This window comes from Roseibium sp. TrichSKD4, from assembly GCF_000148725.1.
Taxonomy (GTDB): Bacteria; Pseudomonadota; Alphaproteobacteria; order Rhizobiales; family Stappiaceae; genus Roseibium.
Map to the genome: position 1 here is coordinate 156,496 of NZ_GL476304.1, position 26,167 is coordinate 182,662.

General features: G+C 54.2%; 22 protein-coding genes and 1 pseudogene. 19 read left to right on the plus strand and 4 right to left on the minus strand.

The annotated features are described in order from the left end of the window. Nucleotides 1-22: 22 nt before the first annotated feature. On the minus strand, nt 23-595 hold the full coding sequence (locus TRICHSKD4_RS03625; RefSeq protein ID WP_009466057.1) for a diguanylate cyclase domain-containing protein: 573 nt from the start codon (nt 593-595) through the stop codon (nt 23-25). Nucleotides 596-617: 22 nt separating this feature from the next. On the opposite strand from TRICHSKD4_RS03625, the gene TRICHSKD4_RS03630 reads away from it, so the two are divergent. From TRICHSKD4_RS03630 to TRICHSKD4_RS03645, 4 genes are all read left to right on the plus strand, one after another. Then, complete coding sequence (locus tag TRICHSKD4_RS03630; protein WP_009466058.1) at nt 618-1,583, plus strand: TAXI family TRAP transporter solute-binding subunit; 966 nt, start codon at nt 618-620, stop codon at nt 1,581-1,583. 165 nt (nt 1,584-1,748) lie between these two features. Next, complete coding sequence (locus TRICHSKD4_RS03635; protein ID WP_009466059.1) at nt 1,749-4,370, plus strand: TRAP transporter permease; 2,622 nt, start codon at nt 1,749-1,751, stop codon at nt 4,368-4,370. An 11-nt stretch (nt 4,371-4,381) separates the two neighbouring features. After that, nucleotides 4,382-4,810, plus strand: coding sequence for a universal stress protein (locus TRICHSKD4_RS03640; RefSeq protein WP_009466060.1), 429 nt, complete (start codon nt 4,382-4,384; stop codon nt 4,808-4,810). 135 nt (nt 4,811-4,945) lie between these two features. Further along, on the plus strand, nt 4,946-5,683 hold the full coding sequence (locus TRICHSKD4_RS03645; RefSeq protein WP_009466061.1) for a cytochrome c biogenesis CcdA family protein: 738 nt from the start codon (nt 4,946-4,948) through the stop codon (nt 5,681-5,683). Between the two features lie 28 nt (nt 5,684-5,711). On the opposite strand, the gene TRICHSKD4_RS03650 is transcribed toward TRICHSKD4_RS03645, so the two are convergent. Further along, entirely contained in the window at nt 5,712-6,782 is a 1,071-nt protein-coding gene (locus TRICHSKD4_RS03650; RefSeq protein ID WP_009466062.1) for a hypothetical protein, read from the minus strand. A gap of 170 nt (nt 6,783-6,952) precedes the next feature. Here TRICHSKD4_RS03650 and glmU point away from each other — a divergent pair, with 170 nt between their 5' ends. Together glmU and glmS are read left to right on the plus strand one after the other, a co-directional pair. Next, nucleotides 6,953-8,305, plus strand: coding sequence for a bifunctional UDP-N-acetylglucosamine diphosphorylase/glucosamine-1-phosphate N-acetyltransferase GlmU (glmU, locus tag TRICHSKD4_RS03655; protein ID WP_009466063.1), 1,353 nt, complete (start codon nt 6,953-6,955; stop codon nt 8,303-8,305). A 132-nt stretch (nt 8,306-8,437) separates the two neighbouring features. Beyond that, nucleotides 8,438-10,264 carry a glutamine--fructose-6-phosphate transaminase (isomerizing) gene (glmS, locus tag TRICHSKD4_RS03660; protein WP_009466064.1) on the plus strand — a complete coding sequence of 609 codons (1,827 nt, stop codon included), beginning with the start codon at nt 8,438-8,440 and terminating at the stop codon, nt 10,262-10,264. 1 nt (nt 10,265) lies between these two features. On the opposite strand, the gene TRICHSKD4_RS03665 is transcribed toward glmS, so the two are convergent. Continuing rightward, the gene (locus TRICHSKD4_RS03665) at nt 10,266-10,649 is read right to left on the minus strand and encodes a YbaN family protein (protein WP_009466065.1); all 384 of its coding nucleotides are present in this window, start codon (nt 10,647-10,649) and stop codon (nt 10,266-10,268) included. A gap of 156 nt (nt 10,650-10,805) precedes the next feature. On the opposite strand from TRICHSKD4_RS03665, the gene TRICHSKD4_RS03670 reads away from it, so the two are divergent. After that, nucleotides 10,806-11,567 carry a DUF502 domain-containing protein gene (locus TRICHSKD4_RS03670; protein WP_009466066.1) on the plus strand — a complete coding sequence of 254 codons (762 nt, stop codon included), beginning with the start codon at nt 10,806-10,808 and terminating at the stop codon, nt 11,565-11,567. Nucleotides 11,568-11,573: 6 nt separating this feature from the next. Here the strand turns inward: TRICHSKD4_RS03670 and recG are convergent, their stop codons facing one another. Then, a complete protein-coding gene (recG, locus tag TRICHSKD4_RS03675; protein WP_009466067.1) occupies nt 11,574-13,676 on the minus strand; it encodes an ATP-dependent DNA helicase RecG in 2,103 nt (700 codons plus the stop codon). Nucleotides 13,677-13,844: 168 nt separating this feature from the next. Between recG and TRICHSKD4_RS03680 the strand changes: the two genes are divergently transcribed. The 12 genes and pseudogenes from TRICHSKD4_RS03680 to TRICHSKD4_RS03735 all read left to right on the plus strand — a co-directional run bounded on the left by TRICHSKD4_RS03680 (nt 13,845) and on the right by TRICHSKD4_RS03735 (nt 26,165). Continuing rightward, complete coding sequence (locus tag TRICHSKD4_RS03680; protein WP_009466068.1) at nt 13,845-14,150, plus strand: succinate dehydrogenase assembly factor 2; 306 nt, start codon at nt 13,845-13,847, stop codon at nt 14,148-14,150. A gap of 26 nt (nt 14,151-14,176) precedes the next feature. Beyond that, complete coding sequence (mfd, locus tag TRICHSKD4_RS03685) at nt 14,177-17,665, plus strand: transcription-repair coupling factor (RefSeq protein WP_009466069.1); 3,489 nt, start codon at nt 14,177-14,179, stop codon at nt 17,663-17,665. Nucleotides 17,666-17,776: 111 nt separating this feature from the next. Further along, nucleotides 17,777-18,121, plus strand: coding sequence for a septum formation initiator family protein (locus tag TRICHSKD4_RS03690; RefSeq protein ID WP_009466070.1), 345 nt, complete (start codon nt 17,777-17,779; stop codon nt 18,119-18,121). A gap of 169 nt (nt 18,122-18,290) precedes the next feature. Next, the gene (gene pdhA, locus TRICHSKD4_RS03695; RefSeq protein ID WP_009466071.1) at nt 18,291-19,337 is read left to right on the plus strand and encodes a pyruvate dehydrogenase (acetyl-transferring) E1 component subunit alpha; all 1,047 of its coding nucleotides are present in this window, start codon (nt 18,291-18,293) and stop codon (nt 19,335-19,337) included. A 14-nt stretch (nt 19,338-19,351) separates the two neighbouring features. Then, nucleotides 19,352-20,731, plus strand: coding sequence for a pyruvate dehydrogenase complex E1 component subunit beta (locus TRICHSKD4_RS03700; RefSeq protein ID WP_009466072.1), 1,380 nt, complete (start codon nt 19,352-19,354; stop codon nt 20,729-20,731). A gap of 20 nt (nt 20,732-20,751) precedes the next feature. Next, nucleotides 20,752-22,082, plus strand: a pseudogene (locus tag TRICHSKD4_RS03705) (pyruvate dehydrogenase complex dihydrolipoamide acetyltransferase). A gap of 75 nt (nt 22,083-22,157) precedes the next feature. Further along, nucleotides 22,158-23,606 carry a dihydrolipoyl dehydrogenase gene (lpdA, locus tag TRICHSKD4_RS03710; protein ID WP_009466075.1) on the plus strand — a complete coding sequence of 483 codons (1,449 nt, stop codon included), beginning with the start codon at nt 22,158-22,160 and terminating at the stop codon, nt 23,604-23,606. 55 nt (nt 23,607-23,661) lie between these two features. Next, entirely contained in the window at nt 23,662-23,910 is a 249-nt protein-coding gene (locus tag TRICHSKD4_RS03715) for a GlsB/YeaQ/YmgE family stress response membrane protein (RefSeq protein WP_009466076.1), read from the plus strand. A gap of 46 nt (nt 23,911-23,956) precedes the next feature. Then, nucleotides 23,957-24,202, plus strand: a complete 246-nt coding sequence (locus TRICHSKD4_RS03720) for a GlsB/YeaQ/YmgE family stress response membrane protein (protein ID WP_009466077.1) — start codon at nt 23,957-23,959, stop codon at nt 24,200-24,202. 14 nt (nt 24,203-24,216) lie between these two features. After that, the gene (locus TRICHSKD4_RS03725; RefSeq protein WP_009466078.1) at nt 24,217-24,639 is read left to right on the plus strand and encodes a thioesterase family protein; all 423 of its coding nucleotides are present in this window, start codon (nt 24,217-24,219) and stop codon (nt 24,637-24,639) included. A gap of 63 nt (nt 24,640-24,702) precedes the next feature. After that, nucleotides 24,703-25,689: a lipoyl synthase gene (lipA, locus tag TRICHSKD4_RS03730; protein WP_009466079.1), complete on the plus strand. Its 987-nt coding sequence runs from the start codon at nt 24,703-24,705 to the stop codon at nt 25,687-25,689. Between the two features lie 23 nt (nt 25,690-25,712). Then, on the plus strand, nt 25,713-26,165 hold the full coding sequence (locus TRICHSKD4_RS03735) for a type II toxin-antitoxin system RatA family toxin (protein ID WP_009466080.1): 453 nt from the start codon (nt 25,713-25,715) through the stop codon (nt 26,163-26,165). Nucleotides 26,166-26,167: the final 2 nt, after the last annotated feature.

Consider the following 26,167-nt stretch of genomic DNA (forward strand, 5'->3'; position numbering starts at 1 on the left):
GCAATGCCAACGCTTGCTGTCGCTAGGTGATTGGTTTCAACGTCACCGGGTCGGGCAGCGGAAACGGCTTCCAAAAGACCAAGTGCTTTTGTTCTGCATCCCAGCTATCTTTAACCGTGTTGAGCAAGACCCCGATTTGATCGCCGCCAAGGCGGGCTGCTGATTCGCTCGGTCCCAATATCTGTTGCACCCGCCACGCGATGTTGGCCAGGAGTTGATCTCCAGCTTCATGACCAAGGGTTTCGTTGATGGACTTGAAGCGATCTACATCCAGAAACAAGAGAGTGCATTTCTCATGCTTGGATTGGGCTCTGCCGATTGCCTGCTTAAGTCGATCAAGAAACAGATAGCGGTTGGGCAAGCCAGTCACAGAGTCATAGTTTGCATTGAGGGCGATTTGTTGCTCCTGACGCTTACGGTCTGTGATGTCGAGGACAGTAGCGTAGAAGGCTTCTTCGCCGTTCCATGAAATCATGCGCACATGTTGTTCCAACCAAACAACGGAGCCATGGGTCCTGACCCTAAGGGTTTTATATAGGCGGCGTTTTTGGTTAGCTTCCGCATCCGACTTTCGTCGGTTGGTCAAATTGGCCATAACAATAATCGGAGGTTATCTCATGAAATTTGCTAGCCTTGCCCTTGGCGCCGCTATGATCGCAGGCACCTTTGGCGCAGCAAATGCTGCAGAGCAGCAGTTCATTTCCATCGGCACCGGCGGTGTCACAGGCGTTTACTACCCAACCGGTGGTGCGATTTGCCGTCTTGTGAACAAGAACCGCAAGGAGCATGGCATTCGTTGTTCAGTCGAGTCGACTGGTGGCTCCGTTTACAACATCAACACCATTCGCGCTGGCGAACTGGAATTCGGTGTCGCTCAGTCTGACTGGCAGTTCCATGCCTATAACGGCACTTCCAAGTTTGAAGATCAGGGCAAATTCGAAGACCTTCGTGCGGTTTTCTCAGTTCACCCAGAGCCGTTCACCCTCATCGTTCGCAAGGGCACCGGCATCGAAGGTTTTGCTGACCTGAAAGGCAAAAAGGTCAACGTTGGTAACCCGGGTTCCGGACAGCGCGCCACAATGGAAGTTGTCATGGATGCATTCGGCATCGCCATGGACGACTTTGCTCTTGCGTCCGAGCTGAAGGGTTCTGAAATGGCTCAGGCTCTTTGCGACGGCAAGATCGACGCAATGATCTACACCATCGGTCACCCGGCAGCAGCTGTGACCGAAGCAGCTACGACATGTGACGTTGAGCTCGTTTCTGTTGCTGGTGAGCCAATCGAAAAGCTGATCGCAGACAACCCTTACTACCGCTCTGCTACTGTTCCAGGTGGCATGTACAAGGGCACCGATAACGACGTCACAACCTTCGGCGTTGGCGCAACTTTCGTGACTTCTGCAAAGGTTCCGGATGAAGTTGTCTACACCGTTGTTAAGGGTGTCTTCGAAAACTTCAGCGACTTCAAAGGTCTGCACCCGGCATTCGCAAACCTGAAGGAAGAGGAAATGGCCAAGGACGGTCTTTCTGCTCCAGTCCATGCAGGTGCGGCGAAATACTACGCTGAGCGCGGCTGGCAGTAAGCCCGTTCATGCAGGTCAGGCGAGACATCGCCTGACCTGTTTTCTCACAAAAAACGAAGAAAAGCAGGGCTCGACTTAAAGCAACCTGCATCCAGCTGCTCCCAGCGCTGACATGACCTGTGCAACTCATAAAAAACTGAACGATTAACTCGTCCGGGGGATATAATGGCGGAAGAGGCCAACAAGGATTCCAAAGTCGACGTCGATATGATGGTCGCAGAAGTGGAAAGCGGCTCGCGCAATGCAGCCGGTTTTGCCGGTAAGTTCATTTTGGGCCTGGCCCTGGTTTGGGCGATCTTTCAGCTCTATGTCACTTCGACAATACCTTTTGTCCTGACGGAATGGCTCGGGGTGAACGTGGTCTTCAACAATCAGGAGACCCGACAAATTCACTTGGCCTTCGGTCTGGCGCTCGCCATGCAGGCTTATCCGCTCTTCAAGGGAAGTGCGCGAAATTCCGTTCCCGTCTATGACTGGGCATTGGCGCTGATTGCTGCCTCGTCCTGCCTTTATCTTCTTGTTTTTAAGGAAGACATCTCTGGGCGTGCCGGATTGCCGACAACTTCTGATTTGGTGTTCTCGACGATTGGCATGATCAGCCTTGGTATTGCGGTCTACCGCACTTTGGGGCTGCCGCTGGTGATCGTGGCATCGGTTTTCGTTTGCTACGTGTTCTTTGGCCACTATTCCTTCCTGCCGGATGCCGTGCAGTGGAAGGGGGCCTCTTTCGGAAAAGCGCTCTGGCACTTCTGGATGCAAACAGAAGGTGTCTTTGGCGTTGCTCTCGGTGTTTCTGCGTCGATGATCTTCCTGTTTGTTCTTTTCGGTTCGCTCTTGGAACGTGCTGGAGCTGGCAACTACTTCATCAAGTTAGCCTTTGCACTTCTCGGCCATCTACGCGGCGGACCTGCAAAAGCCGCCGTTGTGGCATCCGCCTTGTCGGGTCTGTACTCTGGATCTTCCATCGCCAATGTGGTGACCACCGGAACCTTTACAATCCCGTTGATGAAACGGACCGGCTTCAAGCCAGAAAAAGCTGGTGCCGTTGAGGTTGCGTCCTCGACAAACGGCCAGCTGACTCCACCGGTGATGGGGGCAGCAGCCTTCCTGATCGCCGAATTCACCGGCGTTGCTTATCCGACGCTTCTCAAGCACGCATTGTTGCCTGCGGTGATCTCCTACATCGCGTTGGTCTATATCGTTCACCTTGAGGCCCTGAAACTCGGCCTGAAAGGCATGGAACGCCCGCCAGCACTCGTTGGCATAGCACAGCGGCTGTCAGGTGTGTTGTTCGGTTTCATCGCAATGGCCGTTCTGGCAGCAGCCGTTTACTTCGGCCTCGGCTGGATCAAGGTAGCTTTCCCGAATCTGACATTCGCAACGGCGGTCCTGCTGTTTGGCGCGGCATATCTGTTTCTGGTTTACGTGGCCTCTCAGCGCCCTGATCTGGAAGTTGACGATCCGAACGCACCGATGAAAGTTCTGCCGCGTCCATGGGATGTTGCCGTTACGGGCTTTCACTTCTTATTGCCGATTGTGATCCTGCTCTGGTGCATCCTCATTGAGCGTCTGTCGCCAACCCTATCGGCATACTGGGCCACGGTTGCGATGATCACAATCTTGCTGACCCAACATCCGTTGAAGTCTCTCTTCCGTAAAAGCGGATCATTGGCTGAGGGCTTTAAACGGGGTGGTCAGGATCTCTTTGACGGCATGATTGCCGGGTCCCGGAACATGATCGGGATCAGTGTCGCAACAGGGGCTGCCGGCGTGATTGTTGGTACGGTTTCTCTGACTGGTGCTCACCAGGTGGTTGGCGAGCTCGTTGAGTTCCTATCCGGCGGCAACCTGATGATCATGCTGCTGTTGGTCGCCGTGATGAGCCTTATCCTCGGGATGGGCCTTCCAACGACTGCCAATTACATGGTTGTTTCGTCTCTGATGGCGCCAGTGATTGTCACCGTCGGTGCTCAGTCGGGACTGATTGTGCCACTCGTGGCAGTGCACCTGTTCGTGTTCTATTTCGGTATCTTGGCAGATGACACTCCACCGGTGGGTCTTGCGGCCTTCGCGGCCGCAGCGATATCGGGCGGTGATCCAATCAAGACTGGTATTCAAGGCTTTGCCTATGACATCCGGACCGCGCTGTTGCCATTCCTCTTCATCTTCAACACCGAACTTCTCCTGATTGACGTTGGACCTGCAAAGGCAGTGTTCATCTTCGTCGTCGCGGTGGTGGCGATGATGTTATTTGCTGCGGCAACGCAAGGATATTTCTTTGCGCGCAGCAAGATATGGGAAAGTGTCGCTTTGCTCCTGATCGCCTTCACGCTGTTCCGTCCAGGTTTCTGGCTGGATTATGTCGAAGCGCCATTCGTCAATCAGCCGGGTACGGAAATTGCCCAAATTGCAGGTGCTGAACCGGCCGACGGAAATCTTCGGTTCATTGTTCGAGGGCCTGACTTCGATGACACGGATAAGATCGTGGACTTGACGCTTGTTTTGCCTTTGGGCGAAGAGGCTGACGGGGAAGCACGTCTGAAAAAGCTGGGCGTCAGCTATATGGACGAAGATGGCAAAGCGATCCTGGAAGAGCCGTTCCCGGGTACATTGATGTTTGAAAAAATGCAGGACTTCGACTTCTACGCCGATAACCCGGTGGAAGTACTGACGGTTCAAACACCAGCTGAGCGGATGGCGAAGGAAGTCTTCTATATTCCTGCTGTTCTTCTCCTGATCCTGATCGTCGCCCTGCAACGGCGGCGGACAGATGTACCTGCGTTTTAAGGAGCTGATCCATGTATAAATCGATACTTGTCCCGATTGATCTGGGTGAAGAAAGTTCCTGGAACAAGGCGCTGCCCACAGCAGAAAAACTGGCTCTGACCTTCGGGGCAGAGCTGCACGTTGTCACCGTGGTGCCAGACTTTGGTAAATCCATTGTTGGAAGCTTCTTTTCCAAGGACTATGAAGCTCAGGCGTTGGAAAAAGCAGGGGAGATGCTCAAGGCGTTTCTGGAAGAGCACAATCCGCATAATCAGACGATCAAGGGTCATATTGCCCATGGCACGATCTATGAGGAGATAGCTAAGACGGCGGACAAGCTGAATAGCGACCTCATCGTACTGTCATCGCCTCGCCCGGAGCTGAAGGACTATTTGCTTGGTCCAAATGCTGCGCGGGTTGTGCGCCATGCCAATCAGTCGGTCATGGTGGTGCGCACTTAACAGCGCAAACGACATTTTGGCCAACCTGCGTCAAACAGGCCTCTCGCAATGGTGAGGGGCCTGTGTCTTTTTGACAGCACCAAAATGCACTAAACCCAGCTGTAAGACTGAATAGTGAGAGGATGAAAAACCAACATGTTGCAGGAAGTTACCCTATTGGGCGCTCTGCTCGCAGGCGTATTGTCATTCATTTCGCCCTGCGTCTTGCCGTTGGTTCCGCCGTATCTTGGATATCTGGCTGGCGTGTCCTTGGAGGAATTGTCTGGAGAAGACGTTGATCAGGCCGCGACCCGCAAGGTCTTTTTCACTGCCTTGGCTTTTGTGGCCGGGTTCTCAACCGTCTTCGTTATTCTGGGGGCCAGCGCCAGCTTGATTGGCCAGTTTGTCAGTCAATATCTTCAGTATCTGAGCTATATCGCAGGCGCACTTATCATCGTCATGGGCTTGCACTTCCTAGGTGTTTTCAAAATCGGATTTCTGTATCAGGAAGCGCGCGTGCAAGTGGAGCGCAAGCCCGCAGGACATGTCGGCGCTTATCTGATGGGTCTTGCCTTTGCTTTTGGCTGGACACCGTGTGTTGGCCCGATCCTCGCCACCATCCTTTTCGTTGCAGGTTCAGAAGAAACAACGGGGCAGGGGGCGATATTGTTGAGCGCCTACGCGCTGGGGCTTGGCATACCGTTTCTCTTGGCCGCACTATTTGCCGGACCGTTTCTCAACTTCATGAAGAAGTTCCGGAAACATATGGGAACAGTGGAAAAGGGAATGGGCGTGGTACTGGTTCTCACCGGTGTCATGTTCTTGACCGGTCAAATGGCTGTTTTGTCCTACTGGCTCTTGGAGACGTTCCCGGTCTTCCAGAATATCGGCTAGAAAATACGGCGCAGATTGGCCGTAAAACCTAGTTCTGCGCCGTGTTTGTTGGGATCTCGCCCAGCGGTTCTCCAGTAAACAACGCCGGGTGGCATTTGTCGCTGACTTCAAGAAGGCGCAAACACGCAACGGCTGCGTCCGCGGCGTTTCCGAATGGACCGACAAGCAGGGTCACACTTTCGCCACCATCACGCCCCGGTGCAACCATGGCTTCAAGATCACGCATGCGTTCTTCGTTTTGGTACTTGAACTCAGACCAAGCAACCATAGCGCCTTCACGGCTCTCATAGGTACCGACTGCCGCGCCAAAGGTTGAACTGTTCAATCCTGAAGCGCCAGCCCCCCCAAACCGCCCAACTGGTTTGGACGGCTGTACAATCTGCGGCTTGCTCTCAGGCGGTGTTGTCACAACGGCTTCCGATGGAATGGAACCCGTCGCCTGAGGAGTGCCTGTCGCGTCTGGCAGTTTGACCAATCTTACAGGCTGCTGAGGAAGCTTGAATTCCGTATCGGTATTCGCTGCTTTCAAATTTGTTTCAAGTTTGTCGGGAGAAATGGGCTTGGCATGCGCAGTCTCACGGCCAGTGGTTTTCGTCGCGTCCTCTTGGACGGCAGTTCCAATCGTCATGCTTTCTGATGGCTTAGGGGCTGAGCCTGTCATCATCGCTTCGCCGGGCCGCAAGTCGCGTTCCAACGCTGCTATTCGTGTAGAGTAGACCCGGTTTTGCTCGCTTAATGTTTCGATGCGCCGACGCATCGCAGCGATTTGCAGCTGCAAAGTCTCCAGATGGCTGTCGATTTCCTTTTGTCCAATACTGGTCACAGCATCAGTTTGAGGATCAGCCACTTCGATATTGTAGGCATTTGAAACCGATGCAGTTGTTGATACAGGACCCGCTGCAGGCAGTGGCAGGCCGCCACCACCGGCCATGAACCGTTGATCAAAATTCGACGGATCATGCGAAAACTTGAAAGAGGCCATTCCAACTGTGCCAAACAGAATCGCAGCCACAGCCCAACTCGCCACAGAAAGGCGCTGCGGCGTGAACGTTTCTCGAACTTCCTCTCGTTTGGACTTTTTGCCCTTTGGGTCCTGCAATGAACGGCTTCCCGGTCAACTAAAACGAATCTCTTACGAACCAAGCTGCATTTCATCCCATTTAGGGTTAATGAACAACGAACGTTAGGAAGATGCCCCCTGAGAACTTTCACTAAATCAAAAATCAGGGCATACCATCCGCAAATTCCACACTAATCGGGACCTTCTGAATGTCTGATCGCTCCTGCCTCTCCATCGTTCTTGCTGCTGGCCTTGGCACGCGGATGCGGTCCTCAATGCCGAAAGTCATGCATGAAATTGGGAACCTGCCGCTTGTGGGGCATGTTCTAAAAGCCCTTTCAGCGTCCGGCGTGAAAGAAACCGCAGTTGTGGTTGGGCCGGATATGCCGGAGCTTGAGAAGACCGTCGCTAACCTTTCAGAAGGCGCTCAGTGCTTTACACAGGTCGACCGTCTCGGGACGGCCCATGCCGCGCTTGCCGCTCGCGAAGTGCTTGAAGAAGAACATGATGATGTTCTCATCCTCTTCGGCGATACTCCTCTCATAACAACCGACATGATCAGTGAAGTTCTTGGAGCTTTGGCAGCAGGTGCGGATCTGGTTGTCGTCGGCTTTGAAACCGCCAATCCATTTGGCTATGGGCGTCTTTTGATGAAGGGTGAACAGCTTCTCGCGATCCGAGAGGAAAAAGATGCAAGTGACGAAGAACGTGAAGTCACATTTTGCAATTCGGGCATCATGGGATTTGCGGGGTCAAAGGTTCTTGCGCTTCTGGATCAAATCGGAAATGACACTGCGAATGGTGAGTATTACCTGACTGATGCAGTGGAACTGGCAAACGCTTCTGGTCTTAAGGTCGTCGCAGTCAACGCACCGGAAGAAGACCTGCAAGGCATCAACACTCGCGCGCAGCTCAGCGACTGTGAGGCGGTTTTCCAGCAGCGAAAACGTCTGGAGGCGATGGCTCGTGGGGTCACCCTTCAGGACCCCGCCAGCGTCTATTTTTCCCATGACACCCGGATTGCTCAGGACGTCGTTGTTGAGCCAAATGTAGTTTTCGGGCCGGGTGTTCGAATTGAAACCGGGAGCCGGATACGTGCGTTCAGCCACCTTGAAGGCGCAGTTGTTGGCGCAGAAAGCCAAATTGGTCCTTATGCTCGTTTGCGACCGGGGACAAATCTGGAAGGCAATAACCGTGTCGGCAATTTTGTAGAAATGAAAAACGCTGCCGTGGAGAAAGGGGCAAAAGTCAATCACTTGTCCTATGTCGGCGATGCCAGTGTCGGTGCTCGCACAAATATTGGTGCTGGCACAATCACCTGCAATTACGACGGCTTCAACAAACACAAAACGGAGATTGGCAGCGATTGTTTCGTTGGATCCAATAGCACATTGGTTGCTCCGGTCACACTGGGAGATGGGGCTTTCATCGCAGCCGGCAGCACCATTACCAAAGCGGTCTCTGAAAACGCTTTGGCAGTCGGTCGAAGCCGCCAAAGCGAACTGGAGGGCCGCGCCAACGTCCTTCGGTCGCGCTTCAAGGCCCAAAAGCAAAGCAAATAGCTCGGCCTTTCGCCAACGCGATAATTAGAACAGCAGTCCTGTCATTTTTTGCAACAGGGTTTGATTTCTAAACGGCAAGACGACCGTTTAAGGGATGCTGTCATTGATGAAATTCTATGAAGGTAGAAGCGCATGTGCGGTATTGTTGGAATTTTGGGGCGTGAGCCGGTTGCACCTCTTTTGGTGGATGCCCTGAAACGCTTGGAATACCGCGGCTATGATTCAGCCGGTGTTGCGACACTCAACAATGGCGCAATCATGCGGAAGCGCGCAGAAGGCAAGCTTCGCAATCTTGACACTGCGCTTCAACAAGGTCCGGTTGAGGGCACGATTGGTATCGGCCACACACGGTGGGCAACCCATGGTGCGCCCAGCGTTCGCAACGCACACCCGCATACGGCCGGGAAAGTGGCAATCGTTCACAACGGCATCATCGAAAACTTCCGCGAATTGCGCGAAGAAATCGAGGCCGCTGGTGAAACGCTCCAATCTGATACAGACACCGAAGTGGTCGCACATCTCATCAATCTGGAGCTCTCCAAGGGGCAGTCGCCACAATCTGCGGTCGCCAATGTGCTCCCACGCCTGACCGGCGCATTCGCACTTGCTATCCTGTTTGAAGGCGAAGACGATCTTTTAATCGGAGCCCGTAAAGGATCACCACTCGCAATAGGCCATGGCGAAGGCGAAATGTTCCTGGGTTCAGATGCCATTGCACTATCCCCCTTCACGGATCGGATCACGTATCTGGAAGAGGGCGACTGGGCTGTCGTGACGCGAAATTCTCTGGCGATTTTCAACGAAGCCAACTCGCCGGTTGATCGCCCCGAGGCGCAATCGTCGGTCAGTTCCAATATGATCGACAAAGGCAACTATCGCCATTTCATGGCCAAGGAAATCCACGAGCAGCCAGAAGTTCTGGGCCATACTTTGTCTCATTACATGGACATGGGAGCGGGTGCGATCCGTGTTCCGAATGCGGATACGATCGACTTCACCAAGCTCAATCGGATCGTTTTGTCAGCTTGCGGCACAGCCTATTACGCCGGGCTTGTCGCGAAATATTGGTTTGAAAAATACGCCCGGCTGCCGGTTGAAATCGACGTCGCCTCGGAGTTTCGATATCGGGAAACACCTGTTTCCGAGACCGATTGCGCTATTTTCATCTCTCAGTCTGGAGAGACCGCAGACACACTCGCCTCCTTGAGATACTGCAAGGAAAACGGTGCGGCGATTGGTGCTGTGGTCAATGTCCCGGAAAGCACGATAGCCCGTGAGGCTGATGTTGTTTTCCCGACCATTGCCGGACCTGAAATTGGTGTGGCCTCCACGAAAGCTTTTACATGCCAATTGGCGGTCCTAGCCGCTCTGGCAGTGCATGCAGGAAAAGCCCGTGGCGTTATCGGGGCTGAACAGGAGCGGGAGCTGGTTGAAGCCTTGGCTTCCGTTCCAAATCTTGCGCTCGCCGTGCTGAAACTTGAGCCGCAAATAGAAAAACTTGCCCACCCGCTTTCTCAGGCTTCTGATGCGCTTTATCTGGGCCGTGGGACAAACTTCCCCTTGGCCCTTGAAGGAGCTCTGAAACTGAAAGAGCTGTCCTACATCCATGCTGAAGGTTACGCGGCAGGGGAACTCAAGCACGGTCCAATCGCTCTTATTGACGAAAACATGACCGTTTTTGTCATCGCACCACATGACGGAATTTTTGAAAAGACCGTTTCAAACATGCAGGAAGTCGCCGCGCGTGGCGGTCGCATTGTTTTGATTACAGACGAAAAAGGGGCGGGTGCAGAAACAGATGCTGCCGAAAACAAGTTGGTCATGCCGGATACACATGAGATCGCAGCACCAATTTTGTACGCATTCCCGATCCAGATGCTGGCCTATCATACCGCTGTTTTTATGGGGACAGATGTAGACCAGCCGCGCAATCTCGCAAAATCCGTAACCGTAGAATAAATTAGCTTTGCTCCCCGGCTGTCGCATAGTCCGATGGCCGGGAGAGCACAAAGATCGCGCAGCCCATTAACACCAAAGCAACAAGCGCTAGAAGCCAGAGTTCTGGTTCGACACGCCATAAAAACAAACCGAAACCAACTGCCATTCCACCAACCGCAAATGCCTTTGCTTTGCGGGTAATAACCCCATGGTCTCGCCATGCTTTCACGGAGGGTCCAACGGTTGGATGATCGAGGATCTTCTTTTCGAGAGCTGGAGAGGAACGGGCAAAACAGGCCGCAGCCATGATAAAAAAGATGGTGGACGGCAGAAGTGGCAAGACAGCACCGACAACGCCTATAGCGACGTTGGCTACCCCGAGCACGAAGAATGTGGTGCGTTGCAAAAACCGTCTCCTAAAAAGTCAGACCAAATGGCCTAAATTGTTCACCAATGGCGAAAAATTTAATCACACAAAGGATACCGGATTCTATTATAGGTTCCTATGTAAGTGGTGACAGGATGATTGGCGACGGTCAATCATTGAAAACAGGCGATATGAATGACTGGAAAAGACAACAAGCCGCAGGAAGCCGTGGCGCCGCACAAAATTCATTTTTTTACGCGGCTGCGAAACTACTTCCTGACGGGTCTTGTTATCACAGGCCCTATCGGGATCACCCTTTGGTTGACCTGGACCTTCATTCACTGGGTCGACGGATGGGTAACACCGCTTGTCCCGCGCGCCTATAATCCGGAAACCTATCTGCCTTTTTCTATTCCCGGATTTGGCCTGATCGTCGCGATCCTGCTGCTCACAATCGTTGGGTTTATCGCTGCAAATTTCGCTGGCCGGAGCCTGATTTCCTTTGGCGAGTCCCTCGTTGGCCGCATGCCATTGGTCAGAAACCTATACAGCGGCTTGAAGCAGATTTTCGAAACCGTTTTGGATGAGCGGGGCAGCACCTTCACCAAGGCGGCTTTGCTTGAATATCCGCGTCGGGGCTTGTGGGCGATTGTCTTCATTTCAACCGAAACCAAGGGCGAAGTTGCCCATCACCTTGCAAAAAAGGCAGATATGGTCTCGGTGTTCCTGCCCACAACGCCAAATCCAACCTCCGGCTTTCTGCTCTTTGTGCCCAAGGACGATGTCATCGAACTTTCTATGGGTGTCGAAGATGCCGCTAAGCTGGTCATTTCAGCTGGCTTGGTAAATCCAAGTTATCCGGAGATGCTGGAAGAATATATGGACGACGAAGGCAAGGCCAAGACCACGTCCGATGACCAGATCAAACGACTTCAGAAAGAAAACGAAGACGCCTGATCCGCGTCACCCGGCGCGCAACAAGGCGATGGCTTCATCGCGTCCAAACAAATAGAGCAAAGCACGTAACGCTTCGCCGCGTTCTGATTTCAGTTGCGGGTCTTTGTCCAGAATAAGACGTGCATCATCGCGGGCAGTTTCCATAAGATCTGCATGGCTTTCCGCATCAGCTATCCGAAAACCTGGCATGCCTGATTGACGGGTGCCCAAAATCTCACCACCACCGCGTAATTTCAAATCTTCTTCGGCAATCAAAAATCCGTCATTGGTCTGACGCATGATGTTCAAGCGTGAAGACGCAGTTTCACCCAAAGGCCCTTTAAAAAGCAAAACGCATGTGGAGGGCTTGTCGCCGCGGCCAACACGACCACGCAGCTGGTGCAGCTGAGCCAATCCAAACCTTTCCGCATGTTCGATCACAATGATCGTGGCGTCCGGAACATCGACACCAACTTCGATGACGGTTGTCGCAACCAATACCCGTGTGTCTCCACCCTTGAAGGCTTGCATGCCAGCTTCTTTCTCATCCGCTGTCATGCGCCCATGAACGAGTGAGACGGGTTGTCCTAGGGCCTGTTCAAGAACACGGTGCCGATCTCCTACAGCAGCAAGATCGATTTTCTCGCTTTCTTCTACGAGAGGGCAAATCCAGTAGACTTTTTGTCCACTCTGGATTGCATTGCCGACACGGCTAATAATCTCTTCGAGCCGGTCTAGCGAGGCGGAGACAGTGGTAATTGGTTTTCGGCCTGCCGGTTTATCCGTTAGCCTAGAAACGTCCATATCGCCAAAACTGGTCAGCACCAACGTGCGCGGGATCGGAGTGGCCGTCATTACAAGCACATCAACCCCGCGTCCTTTGGCAGACAGGGCGAGGCGTTGATGGACACCGAAACGGTGTTGCTCGTCGACGACAACAAGCCCGAGGTCGCGGAACGCAACCGATCCCTGAAACAGGGCATGTGTTCCAACGGCAAGGTCAATCTCGCCGGAGAGCAATTTTTCCTGGACGTCCCGTCGGGTTTTGGCGCTGTCCTTCCCGGTCAAGAGGGCAAGCCGAATGCCTGCTTTTTCGCAAAGCGTCAGCATGGACGCGTAATGCTGGCGGGCGAGGATTTCTGTCGGTGCCATAAGAGCACCTTGCGCGCCGGTTTCAATAACCTGCGCAAGGGCTGAGAGTGCGACAACGGTTTTTCCGGAGCCTACATCCCCTTGCAAAAGTCGCAGCATCCGAACCGGTTTTGCCAAGTCATCGTTGATCTCGCTAATCGACGTTTGCTGACTGGCCGTGAGCTCAAAGGGTAGGGCGGCGATCACCTCCTTTTGAAGAGTGCCCGTTGTAGCGCGGGCAATTCCTCCCAGCTGGCGCATTTGTGCGCGCACAAGGGCCAAGGCCAACTGACTTGCCAGCAATTCGTCATAGGCCAAACGTTGGACGCAAGGAGATTCGGGATCCAGATCCTGCCGTTCGTCCGGTTTGTGGACTTGGACCAGAGCCTCGGAAAAAGACTGCCAGTGATTTCGTCTTTGATGGGCGGCATCGAGCCATTCGGGCAGATGAGGGATACGATCAATTGCGGCTCCCAATCCCTTTTGAAGGGTCTTGGACGCAAGACCGGCTGTCAACGGATAGACGGGCTCAAGAGTTGGCAAACTATCGGCTTCTTCCGGTGAAACCACATAATCTGGATGAACCATTTGAGGCTGGCTGTTAAACCATTCGACCTTGCCCGACACGATCCGCCGTTCGCCTGCCGGGAACATCTTTTCCAGCCAGTCGCGGCGCGGATGAAAGAAGACAAATGTAATTTGGCCCGTATCATCAAACGCGGTGATTTTGTAAGGCGCTTTTGATCCGCGAGGAGGGGCTTGATGCCGGTCAATCATTACATCCAGCGTGACAATGTCGCCGTTCTCTGAATAGGCAATTCCCGGCTTGTGCCGACGATCTATCACCGAATGCGGTAAGTGAAATAAAAGGTCAGCAACCGTCGCTTCCCGGTCCGGATTCTGGGTTAAAAAGCCAGTCAGCAGTTTAGCGATCTTCGGTCCAATACCGGGTAGGGACGATACAGGCGCAAAAAGCGGATCAAGAACGGGTGGACGCATGCAGGAAGAACACAGTTGGGACGAGCGGGAAAACCAAGTGTTACTTCTGACACGGGCTGAGATGAACAGCAATCCACGAGCTGAACCACCATGGACCTGACAATTGTCGAACGAAGCGCTATATAGCGGCGCAAGACATCGTTTCCCATCTCATATCTGGATTGCGCAATGACGACACAGGACACCGGTTCATCCACAGTTTCACCGGAAGACCGCGACCCGCGTCGCAAGAAAATCCTGTTTCGGTGCTGGCACCGCGGGATAAAGGAAATGGATCTCCTTCTGGGAGGCTTCGCGAAGGATCATATTGATCTGCTCAATGAAGAAGAACTTGCCGAACTTGAGCATATCCTTACCGCCCATGATCAGGACCTTTATGCCTGGATGACAGGCCGTAAACCATTGCCTGAAGAATGGGATGGGCCGCTCTATCGCCGCATTATTGCCTATCACGCGGATTTGCCCGCTAACTGATAAACCGAACGACTCAGGATTGACCGGTGTTTGAACGCCTGCTGAACGACCAGGCCAACGTCACGCTGTCCAGCGTGCCGGATGGCGCTGAAAGCTATGCCTTATCGAAATTGCTCAGCGAAAGCGACAGCACCGGCCTTGCGCTTGTGTTTATCGCGCGCGACGCAACGCGTATGCAGATGATCACTGAAGCGTTGTCCTTTTTCAGTCCTGACGTGGAGGTCTTGCAACTGCCCGCGTGGGACTGCTTACCATATGACCGCGTTTCACCGAATCCGGCAATCAGTGCGCGGCGATTGTTGGCGCTCGGCACTTTGGCTCATGGAGTAAAATCCGGGCGCAAGACAGTCCTGATGACAACCGTGAACGCAGCGCTTCAGCGTGTGCCCGATCGCCAATGGATGACCAACCAAACGCTGACCATGGCGCCGGGCAACCAGATCGATATGTCTGCGATCTCCAATTGGCTGGAAAGCAATGGCTTTTCGCGAACTCCGACCGTGCGCGAAACCGGCGAATACGCCGTCCGTGGCGGGATTGTGGATCTGTTTGCACCCGGCGATAGCGAACCGGTACGTCTCGATTTTTTTGGTGATACGCTGGAATCCATTCGTTCATTCGATCCGGCCACTCAACGCACGGTGAAGCAGCTCAAGCGCCTGGATCTGGTGCCTATGAGCGAAGTCGTTCTGTCAGAAGGGGCTGTTTCCCGCTTCCGCCGCTCTTATTTGGCAAGCTTTGGTGCGGCCAGCCGAGAAGACGTGCTCTATCAGTCGATCAGTGATGGACGGCGGTATGCAGGCATGGAGCACTGGCTGCCACTCTTTCACGACAAACTTGAAACGCTGTTCGATTACATTGAGGGCACACCTATCGTCCTCGACACGTCTGTAAGCGATGTGGTGCGCGAGCGCTCTGATCAAATCAAGGAACATTACTCCGCGCGTGAAGAAGCACGCCATCAGGGCAGCGTTGCAGGGTCGGTTCCCTACATGCCGGTTGAGCCGGACCTTCTTTATCTTCCGGCAGATGACTGGACGACGCAGCTTGCGGATATGGGCACGGCGTCCCTCGACGCTTTTACACCGCCGCCTGGGTCCGGAAAGACAGTCATTGATCTGGAGGGGCGTCAGGGGCGCAGTTTTGCAGCGGAGCGGACCGCAGGCGATGTCAACATCTTCGACGCCCTGACCAAGCACGTCAAAAGCCTGCAAGAGAGCGGCAAGCGAACTGTTATTGCCTGCTGGTCGGAAGGTTCTCGTGACCGATTGGGACAAATCCTCTCAGATCATGGGCTGGACAATGCTGCAGAGGTTGAAACGCTTGAAGGGGTCCTAGAGCTTCCCAAAAAGACCACGGCTTTATGTGTTCTCGGCATTGAGCATGGATTTGAGCTGTCCGAGATTGCCTTTGTCGGCGAACAGGACATTCTGGGCGACCGTCTGGTCCGCAAGAGCCGCCGGAAGGCAAAAGGCGCAGATGTCATCACCGAAGCTTCCGGTTTGTCCGAAGGCGATCTTGTTGTTCATGTTGAGCATGGCATCGGCAGGTTTACTGGCCTGAAGACAATTGAAGCGGTCGGGGCTCCTCATGACTGTATGGAGCTTCAATATGCCGATGGGGCAAAACTCTATTTGCCGGTTGAAAACATTGAACTCTTGTCACGGTATGGCTCTGAGGACAGTGACAGCCAGCTGGATAAGCTGGGCGGCGGCGCATGGCAGGCGAGAAAAGCAAAGCTCAAGAAGCGCATCCTCGAAATCGCGGATGGCTTGATCAAGACGGCAGCGGCCCGTGCTCTCAAAACTGCTCCTGTGGTTGAAACACCGGAAGGTGTCTACGACGAGTTTGCCAGCCGGTTTCCCTATGATGAAACAGACGATCAGCTAACGGCCATCGATTCTGTTTTTGACGATTTGGCCTCAGGGCGTCCAATGGAGCGTCTCGTTTGTGGCGATGTCGGATTCGGGAAAACCGAAGTTGCCTTGCGCGCTGCCTTTATCGCGGCCATGTCAGGCCGTCAGGTGGCTGTTGTCGTGCCAACGACGCTTCTATCTCGTCAGCATTTCAAGACCTTCTCCGAACGTTTCCACGGACTACCGATCAATGTCGCGCATGCATCGCGCCTCGTGCCAACGCGGGAGCTGACCAAAACGAAGAAGGGTGTGGCCGACGGAACAGTTGATATTGTCGTTGGAACGCACGCGCTATTAGGCAAAACGGTCCAGTTCCGGGATCTCGGGCTTCTGATCATCGATGAGGAGCAGCATTTCGGCGTAAAGCACAAGGAGCGTCTGAAAGAACTGAAATCCGATGTTCACGTTCTGACGCTGTCAGCGACCCCAATCCCGCGGACCCTCCAACTGGCGCTAACCGGGGTGCGCGAACTGTCGCTGATCGCAACGCCGCCAGTTGACCGATTGGCTGTTCGAACCTTTGTGTCCCCGTTTGATCCGCTGGTGGTGCGCGAAGCGCTCCTGCGTGAGCATTATCGCGGCGGGCAGAGCTTCTATGTTTGCCCGCGCCTGGCAGATCTTGCGGATCGAAAACAGTTTCTGGAAGAGCAGGTGCCGGAGCTGAAGGTGGCAGTCGCACACGGACAAATGCCGCCCAGCGAACTGGAAGACGTCATGAATGCCTTCTATGAGGGCAAGTACAACGTCCTGCTTTCAACCACCATTGTGGAATCCGGGTTGGATATTCCTACCGCCAACACCCTCATCGTTCACCGGGCTGACATGTTCGGGCTGTCCCAGCTCTATCAGTTGCGTGGACGCGTAGGGCGGTCCAAGACGCGGGCCTATGCACTGTTCACGGTGCCTGCAAACAAGAAGCTGACTGTAACCGCCGAACGACGTTTGAAAGTGTTGCAGTCGCTCGAAACACTTGGCGCAGGGTTCCAGCTGGCCAGCCACGATCTGGATATTCGTGGGGCAGGTAACCTTTTGGGCGAAGAACAGTCTGGCCATGTCAAGGAAGTCGGCTTTGAGCTTTACCAGCAAATGCTGGAAGAGGCCGTTGCGCAGTTGAAAGATGGCGGCGAGGGCTTTGGTGAAGAACAGTGGTCGCCGCAGATCAACATTGGAACGCCTGTCCTGATTCCCGAGGACTATGTTCCGGACCTCCAGCTCCGCCTCAATCTCTATCGGCGTCTGGGTGATTTGACTGAGGCTGACGAAATTGATTCGTTCGGTGCGGAGATGATCGACCGATTTGGTGCATTGCCAAACGAGGTGCAACACCTCTTGAAGATTGTTTATATCAAAGGGCTGTGCAGAAAGGCCAATATCGAAAAGGTTGATGCAGGTCCGAAAGGTATCGTGATCACCTTCCGAAACAATGAGTTCGCCAACCCGGCAGCGCTGGTCAGCTACATCTCTGAACAGGGTGTCTTGGCCAAAATCCGGCCAGATCAGAAGATCGTTTTGTCCAGGGACTGGGAGAAAACCGATGCGCGCCTGAAAGGCACGGCAACGGTTTTGACAAAGCTGGCAAAATTAGCAGCCGCAGCGTAAGCGACGATAAATGAACAGGAATTTACCATTATGGGAAACGGTCTGTTAAGCCTGAGCAGGCATGATTTGCCTACCAAGTGACCAAGTTGTATTCGCGTTAAGGTCTCATTCGTGCCTGCTCAAACCCGTCAGCGGAAACAGTCGTTTCTTCGCCATCTTGTCGTTCCGACCCTCGCCTTGTCAGCGCTTGCCTATTTCGGCTTTCACGCGCTCAATGGCGAACTGGGTCTCGTGGGGCGGGCAAAGATTGAGCGGGATGTTGAGCGCCTTCAGGCAGAACTCGACAAGCTCGTCGAAGAACGCCAATATCTTGTTTCGCGTGTCAGTTTGTTGCGCCCGGAAAGTCTTGATCCGGATATGCTCGATGAAAGCGCGCGGAGAAATCTTAACTTGGTTCATCCCAAAGATCTGATTATACTGCGTCCGTCAAAGCAGGCTTCATTAATTAACGAATAATCGGTTGATTTGCGGTCCTTAACTACTTTCCAGTTAATCCCGAAACTCTCCTGAAAAACAACAATATAGAGCCGCATACTCGCATTTCGTGCGGGATTGGTTTGTCAGGCCGTGCAGGATACCTTGCTCGCACCTGTCTTAAGGGAAACGCCAAGCCGAGAAGAGGGTTATGGTCACAGCTAAGAAAACGACGTCTGCTAGTAAATCCGCTAGCCGTTCCCGCAGCGCCGCCAAAAAAGCCGCGCCTGCGATCGCCGAATTCGACAAGGATCAGGAACTTCACGCATATCGCGAAATGCTCCTTATCCGCCGCTTTGAAGAAAAAGCCGGCCAGCTTTATGGCATGGGCTTTATCGGCGGGTTCTGTCACCTCTACATTGGTCAAGAAGCTGTCGTGGTCGGCATGCAAATGGCCAAGGTTGATGGTGATCAGATGATCACCGGCTATCGTGATCACGGCCATATGCTTGCCATGGATCTCGACCCGAAAGGCGTCATGGCCGAATTGACCGGTCGCCGCGGCGGTTTGTCGAAAGGCAAGGGCGGCTCCATGCACATGTTCTCCAAAGAAAAGCATTTCTATGGCGGACATGGCATCGTGGGTGCTCAAGTATCGCTTGGAACCGGCCTTGGGTTTGCAAACAAATATCGCGAGAACGGCAATGTCTGCATGGCCTTCTTCGGTGATGGTGCGTCCAATCAGGGACAGGTCTACGAGAGCTTCAACATGGCCGAGCTGTGGAAGCTGCCGGTTGTCTACGTCATTGAAAACAACAAGTATGGCATGGGCACTAGCGTTGAACGCTCTTCTGCGACGACCGACCTTTCCCAGCGCGGAGCCTCATTTGGCATTCCGGGCGAACAGGTCGACGGCATGGACGTACGGGCTGTAATGGCAGCTTCCGAGAAAGCGCTGGAATGGTGCCGCTCGGGCAAAGGTCCGTATATTCTTGAAATGATTACCTACCGCTATCGCGGGCACTCCATGTCCGACCCGGCCAAATACCGGTCCAAAGATGAAGTGCAAAAGATGCGCAACGAGCATGACCCGATTGAACAGGTCAAAGCGCGGATTCTGGAAAACAAATGGGCAACCGAAGATGAGCTGAAAGCCATCGACAAGGACGTTCGCGCAATCTGCGCTGAAGCGGCCGAATTTGCCCAGAACGATCCGGAACCGGACGTATCTGAACTTTACACCGATATTCTGCTTTAAGGCGGGGGGACACCATGCCGATTGATATTCTGATGCCGGCTCTATCGCCGACAATGGAAGAGGGAAAGCTCGCCAAGTGGCTCAAGGCCGAGGGCGACACCGTTTCCGCTGGCGATGTGATTGCCGAAATTGAAACCGACAAGGCAACCATGGAAGTGGAAGCCGTTGACGAAGGTACGCTTGGCAAGATTTTAATTGCTGAGGGCACTGATGCCGTCAAGGTCAACGAAAAGATCGCAATCCTTCTGGGCGAAGGCGAAGACGCCAGCGCCCTTGATGCCGCTGCTGCTGCTCCAGCTGCAGCGCCTGCACCAGCTGCGGCAGAGGCACCGGCTGCTCCGGCCCCGGTTGCTGCAGCTCCAGTTGTTTCAGAGCCTGCCGAAGACCCGGAAATTCCGGCTGGAACTGCCATGAAAACCTCCACCGTGCGCGAAGCGTTGCGCGACGCGATGGCAGAGGAAATGCGCAAGGACGGCGATGTCTTTGTGATGGGTGAGGAAGTGGCCGAATATCAGGGCGCTTACAAGATCACTCAGGGCCTTTTGGCTGAATTTGGCGAAAAACGGGTCATTGATACCCCAATCACCGAGCATGGCTTTGCCGGTCTTGGTGTTGGCGCAGCAATGTCTGGTCTAAAGCCAATCATAGAGTTCATGACCTTTAACTTCGCCATGCAGGCGATTGACCACATCATCAACTCTGCTGCCAAGACACTTTATATGTCCGGCGGTCAGATGGGCGCTCCAATCGTGTTCCGTGGTCCCAATGGTGCAGCTGCCCGCGTCGGTGCCCAGCACTCTCAGGATTACGCCTCTTGGTACGCTCATGTTCCGGGTCTTAAGGTTGTTCAACCTTATTCGGCAGCAGATGCAAAAGGTCTTCTGAAGGCAGCCATCCGTGACCCGAACCCGGTCATCTTCCTGGAAAACGAGATTCTTTACGGGCAATCTTTCGAAATCCCGGATATGGAAGATTTCGTTCTGCCAATCGGCAAGGCCAAGATCGAGCGGGCTGGAGCAGATGTCACCATCGTTTCCTGGGGCATTGGCATGACTTATGCCACCAAGGCCGCTGACGAGTTGGCCGCTCAGGGCATTTCAGCTGAAGTGATCAACCTGCGCACCATCCGTCCGCTGGATATCGATACCGTTCTGGCATCGGTACGCAAGACAGGACGGATCGTGACCGTTGAGGAAGCTTACCCGATGTGTTCGGTCTCCTCTGAAATCGCTTATCAGGTTCAGGAAAAGGCCTTCGATTATCTCGATGCCCCGGTCCTGCGTGTCACCGGCAAGGATGTCCCGATGCCATACGCGGCGAACCTAGAAAAACTGGCCTTGCCAAATGTCGGCGAAGTCATCGAAGCGGTCAAAGCCGTCACCTACACGGCCTAAAGAGAGCAAGGGAGGCACTTATGCCGATTAATATCACCATGCCTGCGCTCTCTCCGACCATGGAAGAGGGCAAGCTGGCCAAGTGGCTGGTCAACGAAGGCGACACCATCTCTGCTGGTGACGTCATTGCCGAGATCGAAACCGACAAGCACCATGAGTGAGCGTGACGAGCACCATGGCAAGATCGTGATCCGGAAGGAACAGACGCGGTCAAGGTCAATGAGCTGATTGCTGTCGTTCTGGAAGATGGCGAAGACGCCAGTGCTATTGACGCTGGCGGCGCTGCACCAGCTCCCGTACTGCGGCTCCGGCTTCAACTCCTGCGCCAGCAGTTGCTGAAGCAGCTCCTGCTGCTGCACCGAGCGCTCCAGCCGGTCCGGCTCCGGCCACATCTGACGGAACACGTATCTTCTCGTCGCCTTTGGCACGTCGTCTCGCCAAGCTGAACGGACTGGACCTGGCTCAGATTTCTGGCACCGGCCCACATGGCCGGATCGTCAAGAAGGATATCGAAGCGGCACTTGAAAAAGGCGTGGGCAAAGCTGCTACGTCGGCTTCCGCATCTGCGCCAGCCAGCGCCGCTCCAGCCGCTGCTGCGGCTCCATCTGGTATGTCATCCGATCAGGTTCTCAAACTGTTTGACGATGACAGCTACGAGTTGGTTCCGCATGATGGCATGCGCAAGACCATTGCCAAGCGCCTCACCGAATCCAAGCAGACCATTCCGCACTTCTATGTGTCGGTTGACTGTGAGCTTGATGCGCTGCTTGCTTTGCGTTCGCAGCTCAATGGTGCGGCCCCAACCGACAAGGACGGAAAGCCTGCTTACAAGCTGTCGGTCAATGACATGACCATCAAGGCGCTGGCTCTGGCACTTCGGGATGTTCCGGATGCGAACGTGTCGTGGACCGATGACAACATGGTCAAGCACAAGCATGCGGATGTTGGTGTGGCCGTGTCCATCCCCGGTGGCCTGATCACGCCGATTGTTCGCCAAGCTGAAATGAAGCCGCTATCTGTCATTTCCAACGAAATGAAGGACCTCGGCAAGCGGGCGAAAGAGCGCAAGCTGAAGCCAGAAGAGTATCAGGGTGGAACCACCGCCGTGTCCAACATGGGCATGATGGACGTGAAAGACTTCTCAGCCGTCGTAAACCCGCCGCATGCCACCATTCTGGCCGTTGGCGCGGGTGAACAGCGCCCGGTTGTCAAGGACGGCGCGCTGGCGATTGCAACGGTCATGACCGTGACCCTCTCCACCGACCACCGCTGCGTGGATGGTGCGCTTGGCGCGGAGCTTCTGGCTGCTTTCAAGGGCTACATCCAGAACCCGATGTCGATGCTCGTCTAAGGGCAGAGCCTTCTCCGGCGCGGCTGTTCTGGTCGCGCCGCTCTCATTTCTCGTGAATTTTGCAGGGATTGGATTATGGCCGACACTGCTTATGACGTCATCATCATCGGGTCCGGACCCGGTGGTTATGTGACTGCTATTCGCTCAGCGCAACTGGGCTTGAAGACTGCTATTGTAGAGCGCGAACATCTCGGTGGCATCTGCCTGAACTGGGGCTGTATCCCGACCAAGGCGTTGCTGCGTTCTGCTGAAATGATGGACCACGCCAACCATGCCAAGCATTACGGCTTGAAACTGGAAGGCAAGATGAGTGCGGACGTCAAGGACGTTGTTGCGCGCTCACGCGGCGTATCGGCCCGCCTTAATGGCGGTGTCGGCTTCCTAATGAAAAAGAACAAGATCGACGTGATCTGGGGCGAAGCCAAGCTCACCAAACCGGGTGAAGTTGTTGTTGGCAAATCCACCAAACCAGCCGTTGAGCCACAACACCCTGTGCCAAAAGGCGTAAAGGGCGAGGGCACTTACACCGCAAAGCACATCATTGTGGCCACCGGTGCACGTCCGCGTGCTTTGCCGGGCATCGAGCCAGATGGAAAGCTGATCTGGACTTACTTCGAGGCCATGAAGCCTGACTTCATGCCAAAGTCTCTGGTTGTGATGGGGTCAGGTGCAATTGGCATCGAGTTCGCTTCTTTCTACCGCTCCATGGGCGTCGACGTGACTGTCGTTGAAGTCATGAAAAACGTTATGCCGGTGGAAGATGCGGAGATTTCCGGCATTGCCCGCAAGGCGCTGGAAAAACGCGGTATGAAAATCCTGACCGAAGCCAAGGTGGCCAAGGTTGAAAAGGGCGCAAACTCCATCACCGCTCATGTTGAGACAAAGGATGGCAAGGTTCAAACGATCACCGCTGACCGCTTGATCTCGGCTGTCGGTGTCGTCGGCAATATCGAGAACCTCGGCCTTGAGGCTCTTGGTGTGAAGACAGACCATGGCTGCGTCATGATTGATGGTTACGGCAAGACCAACGTTCCGGGGCTTTATGCCATCGGCGATGTTGCCGGACCGCCCATGCTTGCCCACAAGGCCGAGCATGAGGGTGTCGTCTGTATCGAGAAGATTGCGGGCCTACCGAACGTTCATCCGATGGACAAGGGCAAGATCCCGGGCTGCACCTATTGTAACCCGCAAGTCGCCTCTGTTGGTTTGACCGAAGCAGCAGCCAAGGAAGCCGGCCGCGATATCCGTGTTGGCCGTTTCTCTTTCGGTGCAAACGGCAAGGCGATTGCCCTTGGCGAAGACAACGGTCTGATCAAAACCATCTTCGATAAGAAAACGGGTGAACTCCTCGGTGCTCATATGGTCGGTACAGAAGTGACCGAGCTGATCCAAGGCTTCGTGGTCGCCATGAACCTCGAAACCACTGAGGAAGACTTGATGCACACCATCTTTCCGCATCCGACTTTGTCGGAGATGATGAAAGAAAGTGTACTGGACGCCTACGGGCGTGCATTGAACGCTTAAATTCAAACCCGCCGAAGTCTCCTTCGGCGGGTTTCTTCATGAGATGGGGGACCTCATGCAAGCAAAATCAATTATTGTCTGGATATTGATCGGGATTGCCGCTGGTTGGCTCGCAAGTGTCATCGTGGGTGGCGGCGGACTGATCCGGTACCTACTTACAGGTCTCATTGGCGCTTTTGTTGGCGGGTTCCTGTTCAACGCCGCCGGTATCAAACTCAATCTCGGGCATCCGCTCGTAAACGAAATTGTGGTCGCGGCGGCTGGCGCTATTGTTGTGGTGCTCGTTGCTCGTATTCTCGCCTGACACCAGCGGCTACAAATTGCGGATAGTGCCGGGTTAAAGGAAACGCATGAATTTCATTCTCTGGATCATTATCGGGCTTGTCTCTGGTGCTGTCGCACATCGGGTATTAAACAGTCGCGGCGGCTTTTTGGGTAGCCTTGTTGTCGGCCTCGTTGGCGCACTCGTTGGCGGTGAGCTTGCACATCTGTTCAACTTGAATGTCACGGGAAGCATTATCGACCAGTTGGTGATCTCAACTGGCGGCGCGGTGCTCTTCCTATATCTCTGGCGCAAGCTGTTCAGCAAAACCTGAGATCGTTGACTGATATGAACCATCCCAGCCTGAGCGATTACCCGAAGCGCACGACCGACAAACTCCGCTATGCGGATACGGATCGGCAGGGTCACGTCAACAATGCTGTTTTTGCAACCTTTCTGGAAACGGGCCGGGTGGAAATCCTGCATGACGAGGAAACGCCACTCGCAGCAACCGGCTGTGCCTTTGTTATCGCCCGACTGGAGCTTGATTTCATCAACGAAATCACCTGGCCCGGCGAAGTGGAGATCGGAACGGCAGTTGCGAAGGTTGGCACAAGTTCCTTCACTCTGGACCAAGGCGTATTTCAAGCTGATAAGCTGGTGGCACGGGCAAAGACCGTCATCGTTCAAATGGATGAAACGAGCCGAAAATCGAGCCCACTAACCGATGATGCGGTAAAACGGCTCAATGACCTGTTGAGTTCTGCATGATACGCATAGCGGAAACCGGAGTTTCTGCTTGACCTTTTCACCTTCAAACGACAGTTAATCGCCATGGTTACAATCGTCGACACACTCACTCCCGCGACCGTTGGTCGAGACAAAGGCACAGAAGCCCGCCCAAGGCATCCTGAAAAGGCGCACCGTCCGGATAATCCGGTGATGCGCAAGCCGAAGTGGATCCGCGTCAAGGCGCCAACATCTCCAGTATATCGCGAGACATTGGACACTGTTCGCAAGAATGGCCTGGTCACTGTTTGTGAAGAAGCAGGCTGCCCGAATATGGGCGAGTGCTGGTCCAAGCGTCACGCAAGTTTCATGATCCTAGGGGATACCTGCACCCGCGCCTGCGCCTTCTGCAACGTGCGCACCGGCATGCCGGGACCGATTGATGAGAAAGAGCCTGAGGGCATCGCTGAAGCCGTTGCCACAATGGGGCTTGAGCACGTCGTCATCACATCCGTTGACCGTGACGATTTGGATGATGGTGGCGCGACGCATTTTGCCAATGTCATCAAGGCCATCCGAAAAGGCTCACCGAAGACGACCGTAGAGGTTTTGACACCCGACTTCCTGCGCAAAGATGGCGCTTTGGAAATCGTGGTGGAAGCAAAGCCTGATGTCTTCAACCACAACATGGAAACGGTGCCGTCCAAATATCTCAAGGTTCGGCCTGGTGCGCGTTACTTCCATTCCATTCGCCTTCTTCAGCGCGTGAAGGAACTCGATCCGGCCATGTTCACCAAATCCGGCATCATGGTTGGGCTTGGCGAGGTGCGCAACGAGGTGCTTCAGCTGATGGATGATCTACGGTCTGCTGATGTAGACTTCATGACCATCGGGCAATATCTGCAGCCGTCCAAGAAGCACCATCCGGTCATGTCGTTTGTGACCCCGGAAGAGTTTCAGGCCTATGAGAAGATTGCCTACGCCAAGGGCTTTCTAAAGGTCTCTGCCAGCCCTTTAACGCGTTCTTCGCACCATGCGGGCGAAGACTTTGCTGACCTGCGCGCAGCGCGTCTGGCCAAACTTGGGCACTAGTAGAGCCGGCGGTTGGAATTGGAATGCCTAGTTTCTCGTCAACACATCATGTGAAACATAGGGCGGCGGACATGTTCGCCCTTGTAGCCGATGTGGAGCAATACCCGCAGTTTGTTCCACTGTGTCATGGCTTGCAGGTGCGCGGACGGAAAGATCTGGGCGAGGGCAGGGAAGTGTTGGTCGCCGACATGACGGTCGCCTACAAGGTGTTCAAGGAAACCTTCACCAGCCGAGTCGAGTTGAGACCCGATGAAAACACTATTCTTGTGGCCTATCTTGATGGGCCGTTCCAACATCTTGAGAACAGATGGACCTTTCAGGACACCGAGGACGGTGGCTGTGATGTCGGCTTTTTCATCTCTTACGAGTTTAAGAGTCGAACACTTGGATCCATGATGGGCGCCATGTTTGATCGTGCGTTTCGAAAGTTTTCAAGCGCCTTCGAAGAGCGGGCGAATGTGGTCTACGGCCAATAGCT